At 65.9% G+C, this 18647-nt stretch carries 16 protein-coding genes; 8 read left to right on the forward strand and 8 right to left on the reverse strand.

Translation table 11 applies throughout. The features are described from left to right. Nucleotides 1–56: 56 nt before the first annotated feature. The 5 genes from RA164_RS02605 to pdhA form a co-directional block, all read right to left on the reverse strand. Entirely contained in the window at nucleotides 57–446 is a 390-nt protein-coding gene (locus tag RA164_RS02605; protein WP_329742420.1) for a VOC family protein, read from the reverse strand. 140 nt (nucleotides 447–586) lie between these two features. Then, the gene (locus RA164_RS02610; protein ID WP_329742421.1) at nucleotides 587–3943 is read right to left on the reverse strand and encodes a S41 family peptidase; all 3357 of its coding nucleotides are present in this window, start codon (nucleotides 3941–3943) and stop codon (nucleotides 587–589) included. 215 nt (nucleotides 3944–4158) lie between these two features. Further along, nucleotides 4159–5493: a dihydrolipoamide acetyltransferase family protein gene (locus tag RA164_RS02615; protein WP_329742422.1), complete on the reverse strand. Its 1335-nt coding sequence runs from the start codon at nucleotides 5491–5493 to the stop codon at nucleotides 4159–4161. Nucleotides 5494–5514: 21 nt separating this feature from the next. Continuing rightward, nucleotides 5515–6495 (reverse strand): alpha-ketoacid dehydrogenase subunit beta, encoded by a 981-nt coding sequence (locus tag RA164_RS02620; protein WP_329742423.1) that lies wholly within the window; start codon nucleotides 6493–6495, stop codon nucleotides 5515–5517. Between the two features lie 3 nt (nucleotides 6496–6498). Next, complete coding sequence (gene pdhA, locus RA164_RS02625; protein ID WP_329742424.1) at nucleotides 6499–7587, reverse strand: pyruvate dehydrogenase (acetyl-transferring) E1 component subunit alpha; 1089 nt, start codon at nucleotides 7585–7587, stop codon at nucleotides 6499–6501. Nucleotides 7588–7797: 210 nt separating this feature from the next. On the opposite strand from pdhA, the gene RA164_RS02630 reads away from it, so the two are divergent. From RA164_RS02630 to RA164_RS02640, 3 genes are all read left to right on the forward strand, one after another. Then, nucleotides 7798–8649 (forward strand): tryptophan 2,3-dioxygenase, encoded by an 852-nt coding sequence (locus tag RA164_RS02630; protein WP_329742425.1) that lies wholly within the window; start codon nucleotides 7798–7800, stop codon nucleotides 8647–8649. A gap of 58 nt (nucleotides 8650–8707) precedes the next feature. After that, entirely contained in the window at nucleotides 8708–10192 is a 1485-nt protein-coding gene (locus RA164_RS02635; protein WP_329742426.1) for a peptide MFS transporter, read from the forward strand. Between the two features lie 134 nt (nucleotides 10193–10326). After that, the gene (locus RA164_RS02640; protein ID WP_329742427.1) at nucleotides 10327–11829 is read left to right on the forward strand and encodes a peptide MFS transporter; all 1503 of its coding nucleotides are present in this window, start codon (nucleotides 10327–10329) and stop codon (nucleotides 11827–11829) included. 144 nt (nucleotides 11830–11973) lie between these two features. On the opposite strand, the gene RA164_RS02645 is transcribed toward RA164_RS02640, so the two are convergent. After that, nucleotides 11974–12438: a MarR family winged helix-turn-helix transcriptional regulator gene (locus RA164_RS02645; protein WP_412731060.1), complete on the reverse strand. Its 465-nt coding sequence runs from the start codon at nucleotides 12436–12438 to the stop codon at nucleotides 11974–11976. Between the two features lie 194 nt (nucleotides 12439–12632). On the opposite strand from RA164_RS02645, the gene hppD reads away from it, so the two are divergent. The 5 genes from hppD to tpx all read left to right on the forward strand — a co-directional run bounded on the left by hppD (nucleotide 12633) and on the right by tpx (nucleotide 17000). Continuing rightward, entirely contained in the window at nucleotides 12633–13727 is a 1095-nt protein-coding gene (gene hppD, locus RA164_RS02650; protein WP_329742429.1) for a 4-hydroxyphenylpyruvate dioxygenase, read from the forward strand. 115 nt (nucleotides 13728–13842) lie between these two features. After that, on the forward strand, nucleotides 13843–13986 hold the full coding sequence (locus RA164_RS16570) for a DUF559 domain-containing protein (protein ID WP_412731085.1): 144 nt from the start codon (nucleotides 13843–13845) through the stop codon (nucleotides 13984–13986). Nucleotides 13987–14003: 17 nt separating this feature from the next. Continuing rightward, complete coding sequence (gene hmgA / locus RA164_RS02655; RefSeq protein ID WP_329742430.1) at nucleotides 14004–15296, forward strand: homogentisate 1,2-dioxygenase; 1293 nt, start codon at nucleotides 14004–14006, stop codon at nucleotides 15294–15296. A 38-nt stretch (nucleotides 15297–15334) separates the two neighbouring features. Beyond that, nucleotides 15335–16321: a fumarylacetoacetate hydrolase family protein gene (locus RA164_RS02660; RefSeq protein ID WP_329742431.1), complete on the forward strand. Its 987-nt coding sequence runs from the start codon at nucleotides 15335–15337 to the stop codon at nucleotides 16319–16321. 178 nt (nucleotides 16322–16499) lie between these two features. After that, complete coding sequence (gene tpx, locus RA164_RS02665; protein WP_329742432.1) at nucleotides 16500–17000, forward strand: thiol peroxidase; 501 nt, start codon at nucleotides 16500–16502, stop codon at nucleotides 16998–17000. A 77-nt stretch (nucleotides 17001–17077) separates the two neighbouring features. Here tpx and RA164_RS02670 read toward each other — a convergent pair whose 3' ends face one another. Further along, entirely contained in the window at nucleotides 17078–17524 is a 447-nt protein-coding gene (locus tag RA164_RS02670) for a group III truncated hemoglobin (protein WP_329742433.1), read from the reverse strand. A 92-nt stretch (nucleotides 17525–17616) separates the two neighbouring features. Further along, nucleotides 17617–18618 carry a type I glyceraldehyde-3-phosphate dehydrogenase gene (gap, locus tag RA164_RS02675; RefSeq protein WP_329742434.1) on the reverse strand — a complete coding sequence of 334 codons (1002 nt, stop codon included), beginning with the start codon at nucleotides 18616–18618 and terminating at the stop codon, nucleotides 17617–17619. Nucleotides 18619–18647 lie beyond the last annotated feature (29 nt).

The following is an 18647-nucleotide window of genomic DNA, read 5'->3' on the forward strand; positions in this document are numbered from 1 at the left end:
TCGATCTGGCAAGGCCGCGGTCTTGCCAGGCGGTTTTCCTGGTTGCTCTCCCCTTGTCAGCCGCAGTCCCAGCGGTTGAGGTGTGTGCCGAAGCTGTCGCGTTGCTTGTGCACCACGCAGAAGTGATGCCCGGTCGGTGCTTGCATCACCCACCAGCGTCCCCGCACGAAGGCCACGCGCCGGGCGCCCAGGGCCTGCAGGCGATCGGCCTCGGCGTCGATGTCGTCGGATTCGATGTCCAGGTGCACGCGGCTTTCGTGCCCGACCTTCTGCAGCAGGATGATCGGCTCGTCCTCGGCGGTCTTCAGTTCGGCGTAGCGACCGTCGTCATCCGGCCCGGCCGTGACGACGGGTTTGCCGAGTGCGGCGCTCCAGAAGCGGGCGCCTTCGGCGAGGTCGTCCACCTGGCTGTCCAGGACCAGGGCGCATAGTCGGCTGTGATGCATGTCGGATTCCTGCGTGATCGGTAACCCGACTCTGACGCAGTCGATGTGAAAGAAACGGGGCGCCATGGGCGCCCCGTCAGGTGATGCACCGTGCGCGCAGCCGGAATCCGCTGCGATGGCGCGCCGGCAGCACTTGGAGCTCAGCTGCAGGTGGTGCTGTTCATACGGTCGGTGCACTTCGGATAGGCCGGCTGCGGCGGGAAAGCCGGAGTCCACGGCGGCGGCGCGGGAAGCAAGCGTGGGGCGGCCTTGATCTTCTTCATCAGCATGTCCACGGTCGTCTCCAGCTGGGCGTCGTGGCCCTGGTTGAGCTGGCCGGGGTCGTCGTGCACGGTCACGTCCGGTATCACGCCGACGTTTTCCACTACCCACTTCGAGTGGATCGAATACATGCCGTTGTCGGAGATCACCAGGTGGCCGCCGTCCATCAGCTGAAACGGGCCGTCCAGGCCGCGCACGCCGGCCCAGCTGCGGTCGCCGATGATCGGACCCAGGTGTGCGGTCTTGAACATGTAGGGGAACATGTCGCCGTTGGATGCGGAGCCGCGGTTGTAGATCAGCGCCTTGTAGCCGTAGAACGCGTTGGGCCCCGGGAAGGTCCAGCCATGACGGGTGGCGAACATGTCGGTCAGCTGGCGTGCGATGCGGGAGAAGATCGACATCTCCAGCGCGTCCGATCCGCCGAGGTTCCAGCGGTCGTCGAAGATGATGCCCTGCTTGGTCAGCTGGCTGTAGTACTGGCGGATGAACTCGTGCGCGCCGGTGGATTCGAAGTCGTTCAGATAGACATAGCCGATCTTGCCGCCGGACAGTTTGTCGACCACCGCGCGGTTGTGCCGGATCCAGGCCAGCAGGTGCAGCTTGGTCGCATTGGCGACCGGCCTGACCCGGATGGTCCATGCATCGGCGCCCGTAGCCTGTCGCGAAAGACGCAGGCTGACAGTGGTGCCGTAGGTGCCGTTGAGCAGGGCGTACGGGTTCATCGGAGCCTTGAGCGGCTGGCCGTTGATCGCCAGCACGTAGTCTCCGACCGACACTTTCAGACCCGGCTGCGCCAGCGGTGCACGGTAGCCTGGCAGGGTGTTGTCGCCGTGGTAGATGCGCGTCAGCCGGTAGCGTCCGGAGGCCGGGTCCAGGGCGAAGTCGGCACCCAGGTCTGCGGTTTCCGTGGACGGGCTCTTCCAGCCCTGGTCGCCACCACCGACATACATGTGGCTTTCGCCGAAGGTGCCGATCATGTTGGCGATGACCCAGTTCACGTCGTCACGGCTGGCGGCGCGCGGCAGCAGCCGGCCGTAGCGCTGGCCCATGCTTGCCCAGTGGGCCTTGATCAGGTCCGGGTTGAGGAAATAGTCGCGCACGTCGCGCCATGCCTCGCCGAAGATCGTGGCCCACTCGGCGCGCGGCTGGACCCAACGGCGCAGGTGCGAGAGATCCAGCGCCTGTGTCTTGGCCTTGGCATTGAAGCCGGCCGGGCGCAGCACCCACTTGCCCTTGGACTGGTAAAGCAGGGTCGAATCGTCGGCCGACAGCATCAGGCCCTGGCCGCCCTCGTCCAGGGTCAGGTCCTTGCGCTTCTTCAGGTCATAGGCGCGCAGCAGTGGCTTCTCGCCGGTCAGGTGGCCGCCGATGACCGGGTTGGGCTGGGTGGTGTAATAGACCACCCCGTTGGCCGCTACTACGCTGCTGATGTTGGTGGCTGGCACCGGCAACTGCACCGCGCGCGACATCAGGCCGTCGAGGTCGATGTGCAGCGGACCGGTATGCTTCGGTGCGTGCTTGCCGCTGTCTTTCTTGTGGTCGCTTGCCGCGGTACCTGCTGCCGCAGGCTGGCGCGGTGCCAGCGGGGACGGCGTGCTTTTCGACAGGGTCGCGGCGTACAGGCCGCTGCTGTCCAGGTTGGTCGTGCTGCTCCCGTCCAGCGCGCCGCCGGCCAGGTTGACCAGCCGGTCCGATGCGAAGAACAGGTATTTGCCGTTGCTGGAAAAGGCCGGAGTGACATCATCGAACTGCCCGCTACTGATGCCATGCAGGTGGTGGTCGGTGACGTGGTACAGGAACAGGCCGCTCTTGTTGTTGCCTAGCATGCGCGAGAACGCGATCCAGTCGCTGCCGGGCGACCAGGTCAGGTCGGTGAAGTTCTGCCGGCTGCTGGTATCGGTCGCCACCTGGTAGCGCGTGCCGTTCTGCACGTTCTGCAGCCACAGGTGTCCGGCTGAATCGATGTAGGTCAGCCAGTTGCCGTCTGGGCTCCAGGTCAGCGGGCCGTGATAGCTGCGCACCGAGTCATGGGTCAGCAGGCGCGGCGGTCCGCCGGCGGCGGTGCGTAGCGCGATTTCCTGGCTGCGGCCCTTGGCCAGGATGTAGGCGATCTGCTTGCCATCGGGCGACCAGACGGGGTCGCGCTCGTCGGCCGCGGGATCGTGCGTGAGGGTCAGCGTGCTGCCGTCCTTCGCGGGCACCGTGAACAGGGCGCCACGGCCGGAGAACACCGCCAGCTTGCCGCTGGGCGCGATGGCCGCACCGTCGATCGCCTTGCCGGCATTCGTCCAGTGAGGCTGTTCGTCGATGCCATTGCTGGGCACGCGCACGTCGATCTTGTGCAACTGCCGGTCGGCGAAGGTGTACACGTACAGGTCGCCGCCGTCGGACATCGCAATGCCGTCGTCACCAAGCGTGGGCGAGTCGACGTCGTAGGTGTCGAAGTGGGTCAGCTGGGTGAAGCGGTTCTGGTCCAGTGAATACGACCACAGGTTCTGCACGCCGTGAGGGCCACGATCCGAGGTGAAGTAGATCGTGTTGCCGTGCCACATCGGCCACACGTCGGCGCCTTTCCAGTGCGTGATCTGGCGGCTCTTGCCGGTCTTGAAGTCGTAGGTCCAGATGTCCTGCGCCTGGCCACCGAAATAGTGTTTGCGATGGAACGGACGGAACACCCGGGAGAGTTTGTTGTAGGCCACCTCGGTGCCGCTGGTATTGAACGACAGCGGGCCGGTCCAGGGCAGCGGTAGCTGTCTGGGCAGGCCGCCGCCGAGCGGCACCTTGAAGGCGTGCATGACCTGCGGGTTGAAACTGGTGCGGCGGGACAGGAACACCACGTCCTTGCTGTCCGGGGTCCAGCCCAGCACGATGTTGTCCAGGCTCGTGCTCAGCTTGTCCTTGCCGACCGGCGTGTTCATCGAGTGATAGGTCAGCCGCTTCACTGAACCGCCGTCGGCCGGGATCACGTAGACGTCGGTGTTGCCCTGGTACCAGCCGGTGAAGGCGATCCACTTGCCGTCGGGCGAGTAGTGCGGCGCCATGTCGAAGCCGCTGTCGGAGGTGAGCTGGGTGGCGGTGCCGCCCTTGAGCGTGGTGCGCCACAGGTTGCCGGCGGCTTCGAAGACCACGCTGTCGCCATGCATTGTGGGGTAGCGGATCAGCAGCTGTGACGAATGGCCGCTGTCGGCAGCTGGTGTGGCCATGGCGGTGTTCGCCAGTCCCAGCCCTGCTGCCATGCACAGGCATCCATAGATCCTAAGCCAGCTCTTCATCGTGCCCCCTTTTGGTCATGGTCCGTTTCCCTGCGTCGTTGCAAGTGGTCGAAGATGAATCATGCTGGCGGGGTGTCAAGTGCGTGAGGTCATGACGGCGACCGCAAGGCGCGGGCGACAGCGCCAAAAAAAGAGGGGCCGAAGCCCCTCTTTGCAACTGCTGACAGCGCGAAAGGCTGTTATTGCGGCAGCGACAGATCGTCCAGCAGCGCCTTGAGGAAGCGCGCCGCTTCGCCACCGGTAGCGGCGCGGTGGTCGAAGGTCAGGCTGATCGGCATGCGGCGATGCACTTCGATGCCGCCCATCACCGCCACCACGTCGTGGCTGAGTTTGCCGGCACCGATGATCGCCACGCACGGCGGCACCACCACCGGGGTCGCGTAGCGACCGGCGAACATGCCGAAGTTGCTCAGGCTGATGGTGTAGCCCGACAGCTCGGACGGCGGGATCGTGCGGTCCTCGACCTGGGTACGCAGGCGCTTGATGCCGGCGCGGATGCCGGCACCGTCGAGTACGTCGGCGTTGCGCAGGGCCGGCACGAACAGGCCATCGTCGGTGTCCACGGCGATGCCGATGTCCACGTGCGGATGCAGGGTGCGGCTGAGGTTCTTGCCGTCGAACCAGGCATTCAGCGCGGGCACTGCCTTGCAGGCGGCGACGATCGAGCGGATCAGGCGTGCGGTGATGTCCTGCTTGCCGATCCAGGCGTGCAGGTCGGCGTCGTCCACCAGCGTGGTCGGCACCACGTTGGCGTGCGCCTCGGCCATGACGCGGGCCATATTGCGACGCACGCCCTTGAGCTGCTCGGGCTGGCCGCTGGCCTGCACCGACGGCGGCGCGGTGCGTACCGGCTTGCCGGCCAGCGAGACCGGGCTGCGTTGCGGTTCGGGCTGCGGCAGTTCGGGCGCCAGGTGACGGCCGGCCGAAGACGGCACGGCGCCGAGCGGAGCGCTGCCGTTGGCGGCGGCCTGCTTGACGTCCTGCAGGGTCACCACGCCGTCGGCACCGCTCGGGCGGACGCGGGCAAGGTCGACCTTGAGCTTCTTGGCCAGCGCGCGCACCGCGGGTACCGCCTTCACGCCGCCGATGCTGGCGGCCTGCTCGACGTGCACGGTGTTGCCGCTGACCATCGCACCGACCACGGTGCCTTCGTCTTCGCGGTCAGCCGTGGCGGACGCGGCCGGAGCGGGGGCAGGGGCCGGTGCCTCGCTCTTCTTCGGGCCGTGGTGATGGCCGGTGGCCTCGGCCTCGGCACGCTGCTTGGCATTCGGGTCGGGCTCGAAGTCGGCCAGTGCCGCACCGGTCTCGATCACGTCGCCGGCGGCACCATGCAGCTTGGTCACCTTGCCGGTATAGGGCGAGGGAACCTCGACCACCGCCTTGGCGGTTTCCATCGAAACCAGCGGAGCGTCGAGCTTGATGGTGTCGCCTTCCTTCACGTGCCATTCGACCACGGTGGCGTCGGGCAGGCCTTCGCCGAGGTCGGGCAGGTGGAATGTCTTGATGTCAGCCATGAGTGGGTTTCCGGGCAAAGGTTAGCTGGCGGCCAGCGTGCGCTTGGCGGCGTCGACGATGCGATCCACGCTCGGCAGGTACTTCATTTCGAGGCGGAACAGCGGAATGTGCGTGTCGTAGCCGGTGACGCGCTCGACCGGGGCGAGCAGGTCGTACATGCATTCCTCGGACAGGCGCGCGGCGATTTCGGCACCGAAGCCCGCGGTCTTGGGGGCTTCGTGCACGATCACGCAGCGACCGGTCTTCTGTACCGACTCGGCGATGGTGTCGAAGTCCAGCGGGGTCAGCGTGGCGACGTCGATCACCTCGGCGCTGATGCCCTGTGTGGCCAGTTCGTCGGCGGCTTCCAGCGTTTCCTTCACCTGCGCGCCCCAGGTCACCAGGGTCACGTCGGTGCCGTCGCGCAGCACGAAGCACACGTCCAGCGGCAGCGCCTCGCCGTCATCGGGCACCTCTTCCTTGTACTGGCGGTAGATGCGCTTGGGTTCGAAGAACATCACCGGGTCCGGATCGCGGATCGCGGCCAGCAGCAGGCCGTAGGCGCGTGCCGGCGAGGACGGCATCACCACGCGCAGGCCGGGAATGTTGGTGAACAGGTGTTCGTTGGCTTCGGAGTGGTGTTCCGGCGCGCGGATGCCGCCGCCCCACGGGGCACGCCACACGGCGGGCACGGTGATGCGGCCGCGGGTACGGTTGCGCAGGCGCGCGGCGTGGCAGGCGATCTGCTCCATCATCGGATAGATGAAGCCTTCGAACTGCGCCTCGGCCACCGGCTTCATACCCTGTGCGGCCATGCCGACGGTGACGCCGGCGATGGTGGTCTCGTCCAGTGGCGTGTCGAGCACGCGCATGTCGCCGAACTTCTCCTGCAGGCCCTGGGTGGCACGGAACACGCCGCCGTTGACGCCCACGTCCTCGCCCAGCACGACCACGCTTTCGTCGTGCGCCATTTCGTAGGCCAGCGCCTGGGTGACGGCCTCGATGAGAGTGATTTGTGCCATGACTCAGTGACCCTTGTTGTTTTCGAGCGAGAGGGCGAGATCGCGCTGTTTGGCGAGATCGGCAGGAACCTCGGCGAAGATGTAGTCGAACATCGCCGTGACGGGCTGCGTCTTGGTCTCGAGGTAGGCATTCACCTCGTTGTCCATCCACTCGTCGCACTCGGCCTTCCAGGCCTCTTCCTTGGCGTCGTCCCACACGCCCTTGGCCACCAGCCAGTTGCGCAGGCGCTTCATCGGTTCCTTCGCCCAGGCGTCCTTCACTTCCTGCTCGCCACGGTAGCGGCGGGCGTCGTCGGCCGTGGTGTGGTCGCCGAGGCGATAGGTCACCGCCTCGACCACGCTGCCGCCTTCGCCGTTGCGGGCGCGCTCCAGCGCGTCTTCCATCGCCTTGCGCACGGCGATGATGTCATTGCCGTCCACCTGGATGCAGTGCAGGCCGGCGGCCAGGCCCTTCTGCGCCAGGGTGGGCGCGCCGGTCTGGATCTTGCGGGGCACCGAGATCGCCCACTGGTTGTTGACGATCACCGCCACCATCGGCAGGTTCTGCGCGCCGGTGATGTTGATGGCGCCGTAGAAGTCGCCCTTGGACGAGCCGCCGTCGCCGATGGTGCACACGGCCACGCGCTTCTCACCGCGGATCTTGAAGGCAAGTGCGCTGCCGGCGGCGTGCAGACATTGCGTGGCGATCGGCACCGACCAGGCGAAGTCGTGACGCGCCGGTTCCTTCTGGTAGTCGTTGCCGCGCTCGTCGCCGCCCCAGTACATGTAGACCTCGCGCGGCTGCACGCCGCGATAGAGCTGCGCGCCGTATTCGCGATAGCTGGGGGCAAACACGTCTTCCGGCTTCATCGCGCTGCCGATGCCGACGTGGGCGGCTTCGTGGCCCAGACAGCTGGCATAGGTGCCGAGCTTGCCGGTACGCTGCAGTGCCACCGACTTGGCGTCGAACACGCGGGTGGACAACATCAGCTTGTAGAGCTCGACCATGTGGTCGAGATCCTGGGCGAAGGCTGGCAGGTCGTCACGGACCTGGTTGCCCTCGGCATCGAGGTATTGCAGGTACTCGATTTCGAACTTGGCGGCGATGGACACGACTCGCTCCCGAAATGGACATGAAGGTGAATGGGGCGGGAGGCGGCAGCCCATCCAGCGGGGCCGTGCGCGCAAAAATCCCTTGATAAAGACAGCGATTGATAACAGGCGCGCATGCTGCGCTGCAAGGTACGGTGCAGCATGCGGAGGAGTACGGGCCGCTTCCGTGACGGCGTTAACATGGGCGCTTTTGGGGGCTTGCGGAGCACCATGACGGACAACCAGCGCGACCTCGAAGTGGGCATCGAACGCGACCTGAACGGGCGCATGACCTATGCCGGCTACCTGCACCTGGACACGCTGCTGTCGGCGCAGCGCCCGCTTTCCGACCCGCCGTACCACGACGAATTGCTGTTCATCGTGCAGCACCATGTGGCCGAGCTGTGGCTGAAGCTGGTGATCCACGAACTGCGGGCGGCGATCGGCTTCCTGCGCGACGATCGCATTGATCCCTGCCTGAAAGTGCTGGCGCGGGTGAAGCAGATCCAGCGCCAGCTGTTCGAGCAGTGGTCGGTGCTGGAGACGATGACGCCGCACGAGTACCTGGCGTTCCGCGATGCGCTGGGGCCGTCGTCCGGGTTCCAGTCGGTGCAGTACCGCACGGTGGAATTCATCCTGGGCAACAAGCAGGCGGCGATGCTCGACGTCTTCGCCCACGATGCCGCCGCGCAGGCCGAACTGCGCGCCACGCTGGACGCGCCAGGACTTTACGACGAAGTGCTGCACTGGCTGGCGCGTCGTGGTCACGCGGTGCCGGTCGCCGCGCTGCAGCGGGACGTGAGCCTGCCGTGGCAGCGCAGCGAGGAGCTGCTGCCGATGTTCCGTCGCATCTACGAGGCGCCTGAATCGTTCTGGGCCGAATACCATCTGTGCGAAACGCTGGTGGATATCGAGGAAAGCTTCCAGCTTTGGCGTTTCCGCCACATGAAAGCGGTCGAACGGATCATCGGACACCGTCGCGGCACCGGCGGTTCCTCGGGCGTCGGCTTCCTGAAGCAGGCGCTGGACCTGACCTTTTTCCCGGAACTGCTGGACGTGCGCACCCTGCTGGGTACGCCGTGAACCTTTACGGCCGCGAGCGATCCCAACCGGATCGCACTACATCACAGGGGATTCCCGCATGAATGAAGCACGGGCCGTCGCGCCCTCGGACCTGCCGCGCGAAGGCAGCCTGTGGGGGCATCCGCGCCAGCTGTGGATGCTGCTCGGGGTCACCGTCTGGTTCAATTTCGCCTTCTACGGTTTCCGCGCCTTCCTGGCGCCGTACATCGCGCAGCACTTCTTCGCGCACCTGGGCGCGGCCGCGGCGCAGCGCCAGGCCGATCTGCTGGGCAGCGGCTTCCTAGCGCTGATGTACGCCACGCCGATCGTCGGCGGCTACGTGGCCGACAAGATCCTGGGCGAAACGCGCTCGGTGGCACTGTCGTTCTGGCTGGGTACGCTGGCGCTGCTGCTGATGGCGCTGCCCACGCTGGAGGGTTTCGAGCTGGGCATGGCGGCGTTCGCGCTGGGGGTTGGGCTGAACATCCCGCTCACGGTGCTGATCGGGCGCAATTACGCCGATGACGATTCCCGTCGTGACGGCGGCTACACGCTGTACTACCTGGCCATCAACCTGGGCTCGTTCATCGCGCCGATGATCTGCGCGGACCTGATCGGGCGTCACTACGGATATCGCTGGGGTTTCCTCGCGGCGGCCGTGGGCATGCTTTTGGCGGGCGTGGTGTTCCAGTGGCGCAAACACAAGCTGGATCCGCTGCTGCCCAAGGGCGATCACCTGCATGGGCCGATGGCGACGGTGTGGGTCGTGCTGGCGATCGCCGTGCTGATGTATCCGGTTGCCATGCTGCTGGCCTATCCGCGGATATTGAGCGATGTGATGTATGCGCTGATGGGCCTGCTGGTGCTGTATTTCGCGGTCAGCTGCGTGCGCCGGCGCGATCGCGTGCAGACGCAGCGTTACCTGGCCTTGCTGCTGCTGTTCGTCGGCCTGGTGGTGTTCTGGGCGCTCAGCCTGCAGGGCGTCACCTCGCTCAACTTCCTGGCCCGCGACTACGTCGATGCGCCGTGGGACTTCAGCTGGTTCCAGTCGGCCAACCCGTTCTACATCCTGCTGTTCGCGCCGTTCCTGGCGATGCTGTGGCCGTGGCTGGAACGGCGCGGTCGCGATCCGTCCACGCCGCGCAAGTTCGGCATCGGCGTGGTGCTGGTGGCGCTGAGCTACGGCGTGCTGGTGTATGCGATCGACCACCTGCGGCATGGCGACGGTCACATCGGCTGGTGGCCGCTGATGCTGTGCTATCTGCTGCAGACCCTGGGCGAGCTGGCGCTGTCGCCGATCGGCTACGCCCTGGTCGGCCAGCTTGCCGCACCGGAGGAGTCCTCGCTGGCGATGGGCGGCTGGTTCTTCGGTGTGGCGATCGCCTACCAGCTGGCCGGCTGGATCGCCACGCTGACCACCAAGATGTCCGGCACGACGGCGATCACCGGTATCAGCGACTACGCCCATGTCTATACCCAGGTGTTTGCCTGGGGTCTCGGGGTGGGTCTGGTGTTCCTGTTTGCCGCGCCGTGGATCCGCAAGCTGATGCACGGCGTGCATTAGCGCTGGAGCGGGCCGTGAGGGGTGGGCGGTAAGCGAGGAATAGCTAGTCTTGGCTTCCTCCCACCCTCACTCATCTCCGCTTGCTGCCCGCTTGTGCTACATCTGGCGTCTTGGGACGTATTGAAGGGGATCGCGTGAACGAGACCATCCAGGCCGGCGCCGCGCCGGATTATCCGCAGCTGTTCGGCCACCCGCGTCCGTTGTGGATGCTGTTCATGACCGAGTTCTGGGAGCGCTTCGCGTTCTACAGCGTGAGCTGGGCGCTGACGCTGTACATCGTCGCGCAGTTCTATCACGGCAATGCCGCGGGGCAGGCATGGGCCAGTGCGATCTTCGGCGCGTACACCGCGCTGATCTACGGCACCGGCATCTTCGGCGGCTGGGTTGCGGACAAGCTGATCGGTTACCAGCGCACCATCCTGCTGGGTGCGGTGGTGATGGCGGCGGGACTGTTCGCGCTGGCGCTGCCGTCGCGAACCATGCTGCTGTTCGGACTGGCCCTGGTGATCGTGGGCGACGGCCTGTTCAAGCCCAATATTTCCTCGATGGTGGGGCAGCTTTATGCGCGCGACGACGATCGTCGCGACCGCGGTTTCACGCTGTTCTACATGGGCATCAATGCCGGTGCGCTGCTCGCGCCGCTGCTCACCGGCTGGATGGCGGCACACTTCACGCATACGCCGATGCAGCAAAACTACCGGTTGGTGTTCCTGACCGCCGGCGTGGGCATGGTGTTCAGCCTGCTGTGGTTCTGGTTCGGTCGCCGTCAGCTGAAGGACGTGGGTCGGCCGGCGCCGGAACAGTCCAGCCGCGTGCGTGTGCTGTGGGTGGCCCTGGGGGCGCTGGTCGGGGTACCGCTGGTCTACCTGCTGATGGCGAAGGTCGGTGCCACCGGGCTGCAATGGATACTGGGCCTGCTGTTCGTGGTGGTGGCGGTGGCATTGCTGGCGGAGGCCATGCGGCACGACCGCGTGCAGGTACACCGCGTGCTGGCCATGCTGATCATCTTCGCCTTCAACGTGCTGTTCTGGATGTTCTATTACCAGCTCGGTACGTCGTTCAATTTCCTCGCCGAGAACCTGGTGAACCGCCGGATGTTCGGCGGCTGGATGTTCCCGGTGGGCTGGTTCCAGTCGGTGAGCCCGCTGGCGATCATCGTGCTGGCGCCGCCGCTGACCCTGCTGTGGGGCTGGCTGGGCAAGCGCCACCGGGAGCCGTCGATTCCGCGCAAGTTCGGGCTGGGCCTGATCTTCAACGCCGTGGGCTTTGCGATCCTGGTGTTCGCGCTGTCGCGGCTGCTGGGCGCGAACGGCTTGATCCCGTTCTGGCCGCTGGTGATGTGCTACGTGATGCAGACGCTGGGCGAGTTGTGCCTGTCGCCGATCGGCCTGTCGATGGTCACCAAGCTGGCGCCGCCGAAGCTGGTGGGCGTGGCGATGGGTGGCTGGTTCATGTCGCTGGCGGTCGGCGGCAACCTGTCGGGTCTGGTGGCCAGCCGCATCAGCGGCACGCACGGAATGACCGCGGCATCGGCGCTGTCCGGCTTCGCCTTCAGTTTCTGGCTGCTGGCCGGTGCGGGCGTGGTGCTGCTGCTGATTTCGCCGCTGGTCAACCGGCTGATGCACGGGGTCAAGTGACGGGCCAGCCATGGCCCATGCTCAGGCGAGTGAACAGGCCCGCCTGACGGAGCTGCGGTCGGGCTGTGCCTGGTCGCAGCGAGTTCCGCCAGGGCTGCTGCCCGGTCCGGGACATCGATGACGGCAGGGGTCTGAAGTTGCTGCTCAGCCTTTCGGTGCGTCCGGCGGCATCAGTTTTTCCAGGATGCGCTTGAGCCACGCCTGTTCCTCTGGCTCCAGTCGCGCCAGCAGGTCGCGCTCGCGCTGGCGGGCCATCGGTGCCACCTCGTCGTGGATACGCCAGCCGGCGGCGGACAAGCCCAGCACGGAGCGCCGCTTGTCGCTGGCATGCACCTGCCGGTGCACCCGGCCAGCCGCCACCAGTCGGGCCAGCGCCCGGCTCACCGCGACCTTGTCCATGGCGGTCCGTTCGGCCACTTCGCGCGCCGAGAGGCCTTCGAAGCGGGCCAGTACCGCCATCACGCGCCATTCCGTCACAGCCAGGTCGTAACGTTGCTGGTAGTCGTCGGCAATGCCTTGGCTGACCGTGTTCGACACGATCGAAAGCTGGTAGGGCACGAAATGCTCCAGTTCCAGCGGGGCGTGATCGGCATGACGTTTGGCAGGCACTGTTGCGGTGATCCTTGCAAATGGTTTCATGTGTAACTATAAATTACGGGCTCAGCACCAACGCGACGTCCGGGTGAATGGCCACCGATGGCTGTCCACCTAACAAAAAGCACGCGTCACATTAGCGCCGGTTGTGCCAAAAGCACGCTGTAGCGCGAATGGTTTCCCCCATCGTAGCCCGTCGGAGAATTGCCATGACAGTCCAGCCCAACCTCGGCATGCAGGTCACCACCTTCGAGAACCCGATGGGTATCAACGGTTTCGAGTTCGTGGAATTCGCCGCGCCGGCCGGTCGCGGGCAGGAGCTGCACCAACTGTTCGGCCGGATGGGCTTCACCGCCGTGCTGAAGCACAAGACGCGCGCGATCACGGTCTACCGCCAGAATGACGTGAACTTCCTGGTCAACGAGGACCCGGATTCCTTCGCCGCCGACTTCGCCGCCAAGCACGGTCCGTGTGCCTGCGGTTTCGCGATCCGCTTCCGCAAGCCAGCCGGCGACGTGCTGGACACGGTGCTGGCCAATGGTGGCGAAGCCGTGGATCACAAGGCCGACAGCAAAGCGGTGGCCGCGCCGGTGATCAAGGGTATCGGCGACTGCATGCTCTACCTGGTCGACCGCTACGGTGACGCCGGCAGCATCTATGGCGACGACTATGTGCCGGTGCCGGGCGTGGCCGCGAATCCGAAGGGCTTCGGGCTGACCTTCATCGATCACCTCACGCACAACCTCTACTACGGCAACATGGCCAAGTGGTCGGCCTATTACGAGAAGCTGTTCAACTTCCGCGAGATCCGCTACTTCGACATCAAGGGTGCCAAGACCGGCCTGGTGTCCAAGGCGATGACCGCGCCGGACGGCATCGTGCGCATCCCGCTGAACGAGTCGACCGACCCGAAGAGCCAGATCAACGAATACCTCGATGCCTACCAGGGCGAGGGCATCCAGCACATCGCCTGCTTCACCGACAACATCTACGACACGGTGGAGGCGATGCGCGCGCAGGGCGTGGAATTTCTGGATACCCCGGACACCTATTTCGACGTGGTCGACATGCGCATCCCCGACAACGGCGAGGATGTGCCGCGGCTTGCCAGGAACAAGATCCTGATCGACGCCGACCCGGAGACCAAGCAGCGCCTGCTGCTGCAGATCTTCACCCAGAACGCGATCGGCCCGATCTTCTTCGAGATCATCCAGCGCAAGGGCAACGAGGGTTTCGGCGAAGGCAATTTCCAGGCGCTGTTCGAGTCGATCGAGCGCGACCAGATGAAGCGTGGCGTGCTTTGATCTCTGAAGCCCCTCCCTCTTCGGGGGAGGGGTTGGGTAGAGGGATTGGTTATGCCGTAGCGCATCAATCCGCCACTGCCGAGATGAAGCCATCGACCAAGCTCGCACGAAGTTTCTGGAATCCCGCGGATTGAAGGTCTTGCGATACTGGGACAACGAAGTTCTGCAACAGATGGACGCGGTGCTCGAAGCGGTCTCGAACGCCGCGGAAAGCCGAATCCTCACCCCAGCCCATCTCCCGGAGGGAGAGGAGCTATAAAAGCGGAAGGCACACCTATGTCTGTCGGTATCAAATACCAGTCCGGCTTCGGCAACGAGTTCGCCAGCGAGGCGATCGCCGGTGTGTTGCCCGAGGGACAGAATTCGCCGCAGCGCGTCGCGCACGGCCTGTATGCCGAGCAGCTGTCCGGCACGGCGTTCACCGCGCCGCGGCACAGCAACCGGCGCAGCTGGCTATACCGGATTCGTCCGGCAGCGGTGCACCAGCCGTTCCAGCCGCTGGCGCACGCGCATTTCCACAATCGCTTCGACGAGGCGCCCGCCACACCAAACCAGCTGCGCTGGGACCCGTGGCCGATGCCCACGGCCCCCGTCGATTTCGTCGACGGTCTGGTCACCATCGCCGGCAATGGCGATGCGGCGGCGATGGTGGGCGCGGGTGTGCATGTCTATGCGGCGAACCGTTCGATGCAAGGGCGCTACTTCTATGACGCCGACGGCGAACTGCTGATCGTGCCGCAGCTGGGCCGGCTGCGGCTGGCGACGGAATTCGGCGTGCTCGACGTGGCGCCGCTGGAGATCGCGGTGATCCCGCGTGGCGTGCGCTTCCGGGTGGAGCTGCTGGACGCCGAGGCGCGCGGTTACGTGGCCGAGAACTTCGGTGCGCTGCTGCGCCTGCCCGATCTCGGGCCGATCGGCGCCAACTCGATGGCACTGCCGCGCGACTTCCTGGCGCCGGTGGCGGCCTACGAAGACAGCGAAGGCGACTTCGAGCTGATCGCCAAATTCCAGGGCGCGCTGTGGCGCGCGTCGATCGGACACTCGCCGCTGGACGTGGTCGCCTGGCATGGCAACTATGCCCCGTACAAATACGACCTGACGCGCTTCAATACCGTGGGCTCGATCAGCGTCGATCATCCCGACCCGTCGATCTTCACCGTGCTGACCTCGCCCAGCGACACCGCGGGCACGGCGAACCTGGACTTCGTGATCTTCCCGCCGCGCTGGCTGGTGGCCGAACACACCTTCCGTCCGCCGTATTTCCACCGCAACGTGGCCAGCGAGTTCATGGGCCTGATCGAAGGGGCCTACGACGCCAAGGCCGGCGGCTTCGCGCCGGGTGGCATGAGCCTGCACAACTGCATGACCGGGCACGGTCCCGACGCGGCCAGCTTCGAGAAGGCCAGCGCCGCCGACCTGGACACGCCCGATCACCTGACCGGCACCATGGCTTTCATGTTCGAGACGCGCATGGTGTTCCGCCCGACGCAGCAGGCGCTCGACGCCCCTGGCCTGCAGGGCGACTATTACCGCTGCTGGCAGGGCCTCGCCAGGCACTTCGCGCCCTGACCGGCGCGTCACATCGACATTCCAGACAAGGCAATACGATGAAACTCGGATCCCTCAAGGAAGGTGGCCGCGACGGCACCCTGATCGTGGTCAGCCGCGACCTTTCGCGTGCCGTGAAGGCCACCGGCATCGCCGCCACCCTGCAGGCCGCGCTCGACGACTGGTCGAACGCTGCGCCGCGTCTCAACGCGCTGTCCGAAGCGCTGAATGCCGGCAGCGCCGATGGCGCGTTCGCGCTGGACATGGCCCGGCTTGCCGCGCCGCTGCCGCGCGCCTACGAATTCGTGGATGGCTCGGCCTATCTGCCGCACGTGGAGCGCGTGCGCAAGGCGCGTGGCGCCGAGGTGCCGGCCTCGTTCTACACCGATCCGCTGATGTACCAGGCCACCAGCGCCGGTTTCCTCGGTCCGCGCGATCCGGTGGTGGTACCCAGCGAGGATTACGGCATCGACCTGGAAGCCGAAGTCGTGGTGGTCACCGACGATGTGCCGATGGCCGTGACGCCAGCCGAGGCGGCCGCGCATATCCAGCTGGTCGGCCTGGTCAACGACGTGAGCCTGCGCGGACTGATCCCGGGCGAGCTGGCCAAGGGCTTCGGTTTCCTGCAGTCCAAGCCGCGTTCGGCGCTGTCGCCGGTGTTCGTCACCCCCGACGAGCTGGGCGATGCCTGGCAGGGCGAGAAACTCGGCCTGCCGATGCGCACCTGGCTCAACGGCGAATGGTTCGGCGAGGCCGAGTGCGGCGTGGACATGCAGTTCAGCTTCGCCGAGCTGGTGGCCCATGCCGCCAAGACGCGCCCGCTGACTGCCGGCGCCATCGTCGGTTCGGGCACCATCGCCAACCAGGACACGTCGAAGGGGGCGTCCTGCCTGGCCGAGCAGCGCACAGTGGAAACCCTGCGCGACGGCAAGCCGTCGACCCCGTTCCTGAAGTACGGCGACAGCTTGCGCATCGAGATCACCGACGCGGCCGGTGAGTCGATCTTCGGTGCCATCGAGCAGACCATCGCACCGCTCAAGCGCTGAAACCTGGCGCTTGACGATCGGCGTTGGATGGCCGGCGCTGAACGGCTCGCATCAAGCGAAGCCTGCGTGGCGGGTGACGGAGCGGCGCCCCGGCGCTATCGTGGACAGGCTGTGCGCATCGCCCGAGGGCGGCGCGCCCCCGTATCTGTTTCTCCCACCCTGTCACGAGGAATTTCCCATGTCGCAAGTCACCCTGAAGGGCAACCCGGTCCAGGTCGATGGCCAGCTTCCAGCCAAGGGCGCCAAGGCGCCGGCCTTCTCGCTGGTCGGCAAGGACCTGTCCGACAACACGCTCGCCAGCTTCGCCGGCAAGCGCAAGGTGCTGAACATCTTCCCCAGCGTCGATACGCCCACCTGCGCCGCTTCGGTGCGTCATTTCAACGAGAAGGCCGCCGGCCTCAGCGATACCGTGGTGCTGTGCATCTCGGCCGACCTGCCGTTCGCACAGGCGCGCTTCTGCGGTGCCGAAGGCCTGGACGACGTGGTGACCCTGTCCACCCTGCGTGGCCGCGAGTTCCTGCAGGATTACGGCGTGGCCATCGCCTCCGGTCCGCTGGCCGGGTTGGCCGCGCGTGCCGTGGTGGTGCTGGACGCCGACGACAGCGTGCTGCATACCGAGCTGGTCGGCGAGATCGCTGACGAGCCCAACTACGACGCGGCGCTGGCTGCGCTGGGCTGAGCAACACGCACGCTTCGGTCCGCACCGGGGCGTGTTCCGTCCGGGAGCATCGCACTGCGCGTGGGGGGCCGGGTGGCTCAGGGTGCGGTCGGCAACTGAATCACCGAAATGCCGAGCGGACGCGACAGTCGCCCGTCGCGCAGCCCCATGCCCATGCGCAGACTCCGGCCGATGCGTTCGGCGTAGTCGATCATCCGTGCGGCATCGGCTTCGCCCAGCAGCTGGCGGGTTGTTTCGCGCCATAAGGTGAGCCAGCGCTCGAAGTGCTCGCCGCGGATCGACGGCAGTTTGCGATGGACTGCCATCGGCTGGCCGCGGTAACTCGCAGCGCCCAGTGCGACCGAGCACCAAAACGAGGTGAGCAGGCGCTTGTGTTCTGCCCAGTCATGCACTGCGGCGTTGAACACCGGGCCGATCAGCGGGTCGCCGCGCACCTTGTCGTAGAAGTGGTCGACCAGGTATGCCAGGCCGGTTTCGTCGAGCGTGTGCGGTGCGGTCATGCGCGAATGATAAGGCGGTGTCATGGTCCGGCCGCTGCGGCATGACGTCGCCGGGGTAGCAGCGCGCATGAAAAAGCCGGGCGAGGCCCGGCTTTTTCATGCCTTGCGGTGGCGATTTACTTCGCGACCACGCGCACCATCTCGAGGCACTTGTTGGAGTAGCCCCACTCGTTGTCGTACCAGCTCACCAGCTTGACGAAGGTGCTGTCCAGCGCGATGCCGGCCGTGGCGTCGAACACCGAGGTGCAGGACTCGCCGCGGAAGTCGGTGGCCACCACCTTGTCTTCGGTGTAGCCGAGCACGCCCTTCAGCGCGCCCTGGCTCTGCGCCTTCATCTCCGCGCAGATTTCGTCATAGCTGGCGGGCTTGTCCAGTTCGCAGGTCAGGTCGACCACGGAAACGTCCGAGGTCGGCACGCGGAAGCTCATGCCGGTGAGCTTCTTGTTGAGCTCGGGGATCACCACGCCCACGGCCTTGGCTGCGCCGGTGGAGGACGGAATGATGTTCTCCAGGATGCCGCGGCCGCCGCGCCAGTCCTTGTTGGACGGGCCGTCGACGGTCTTCTGCGTAGCGGTGGCGGCGTGCACGGTGGTCATCAGGCCGCGCTTGATGCCCCACTTGTCGTTCAGCACCTTGGCCACCGGGGCCAGGCAGTTGGTGGTGCAGCTGGCGTTGGAGACGATCGTCTGGCCGGCGTAGCTGCCGTGGTTGACGCCGTACACGAACATCGGCGTGTCGTCCTTCGACGGGGCCGACATGATCACCTTCTTGGCGCCGGCATCGAGATGTTTCTGCGCGGTTTCCTTGGTCAGGAACAGGCCGGTGGATTCCAGCACCACGTCGGCGCCGACTTCGTCCCACTTCAGGTTGGCGGGGTCACGCTCCTGGGTCAGGCGCACCTTTTTGCCGTTGACCACCAGATGGCCGTCATCGACCGAAACTTCGCCCTTGAAGCGGCCGTGCACCGAGTCGTAGCGCAGCATGTAGGCGAGATAGTCAGGCTCGAGCAGATCGTTGATCGCCACGATCTCGATGTCGTTGCCGAAATTCTGCACGGCTGCGCGTAGCACGTTGCGGCCGATGCGGCCAAATCCGTTGATGCCGACCTTGATCGCCATGAGCACTTTTCCTCCGGTTCGATGACGGA

The organism is Dyella sp. A6, from assembly GCF_036320485.1.
GTDB classification, from domain to species: Bacteria; Pseudomonadota; Gammaproteobacteria; order Xanthomonadales; family Rhodanobacteraceae; genus Rhodanobacter_A; species Rhodanobacter_A aluminiiresistens.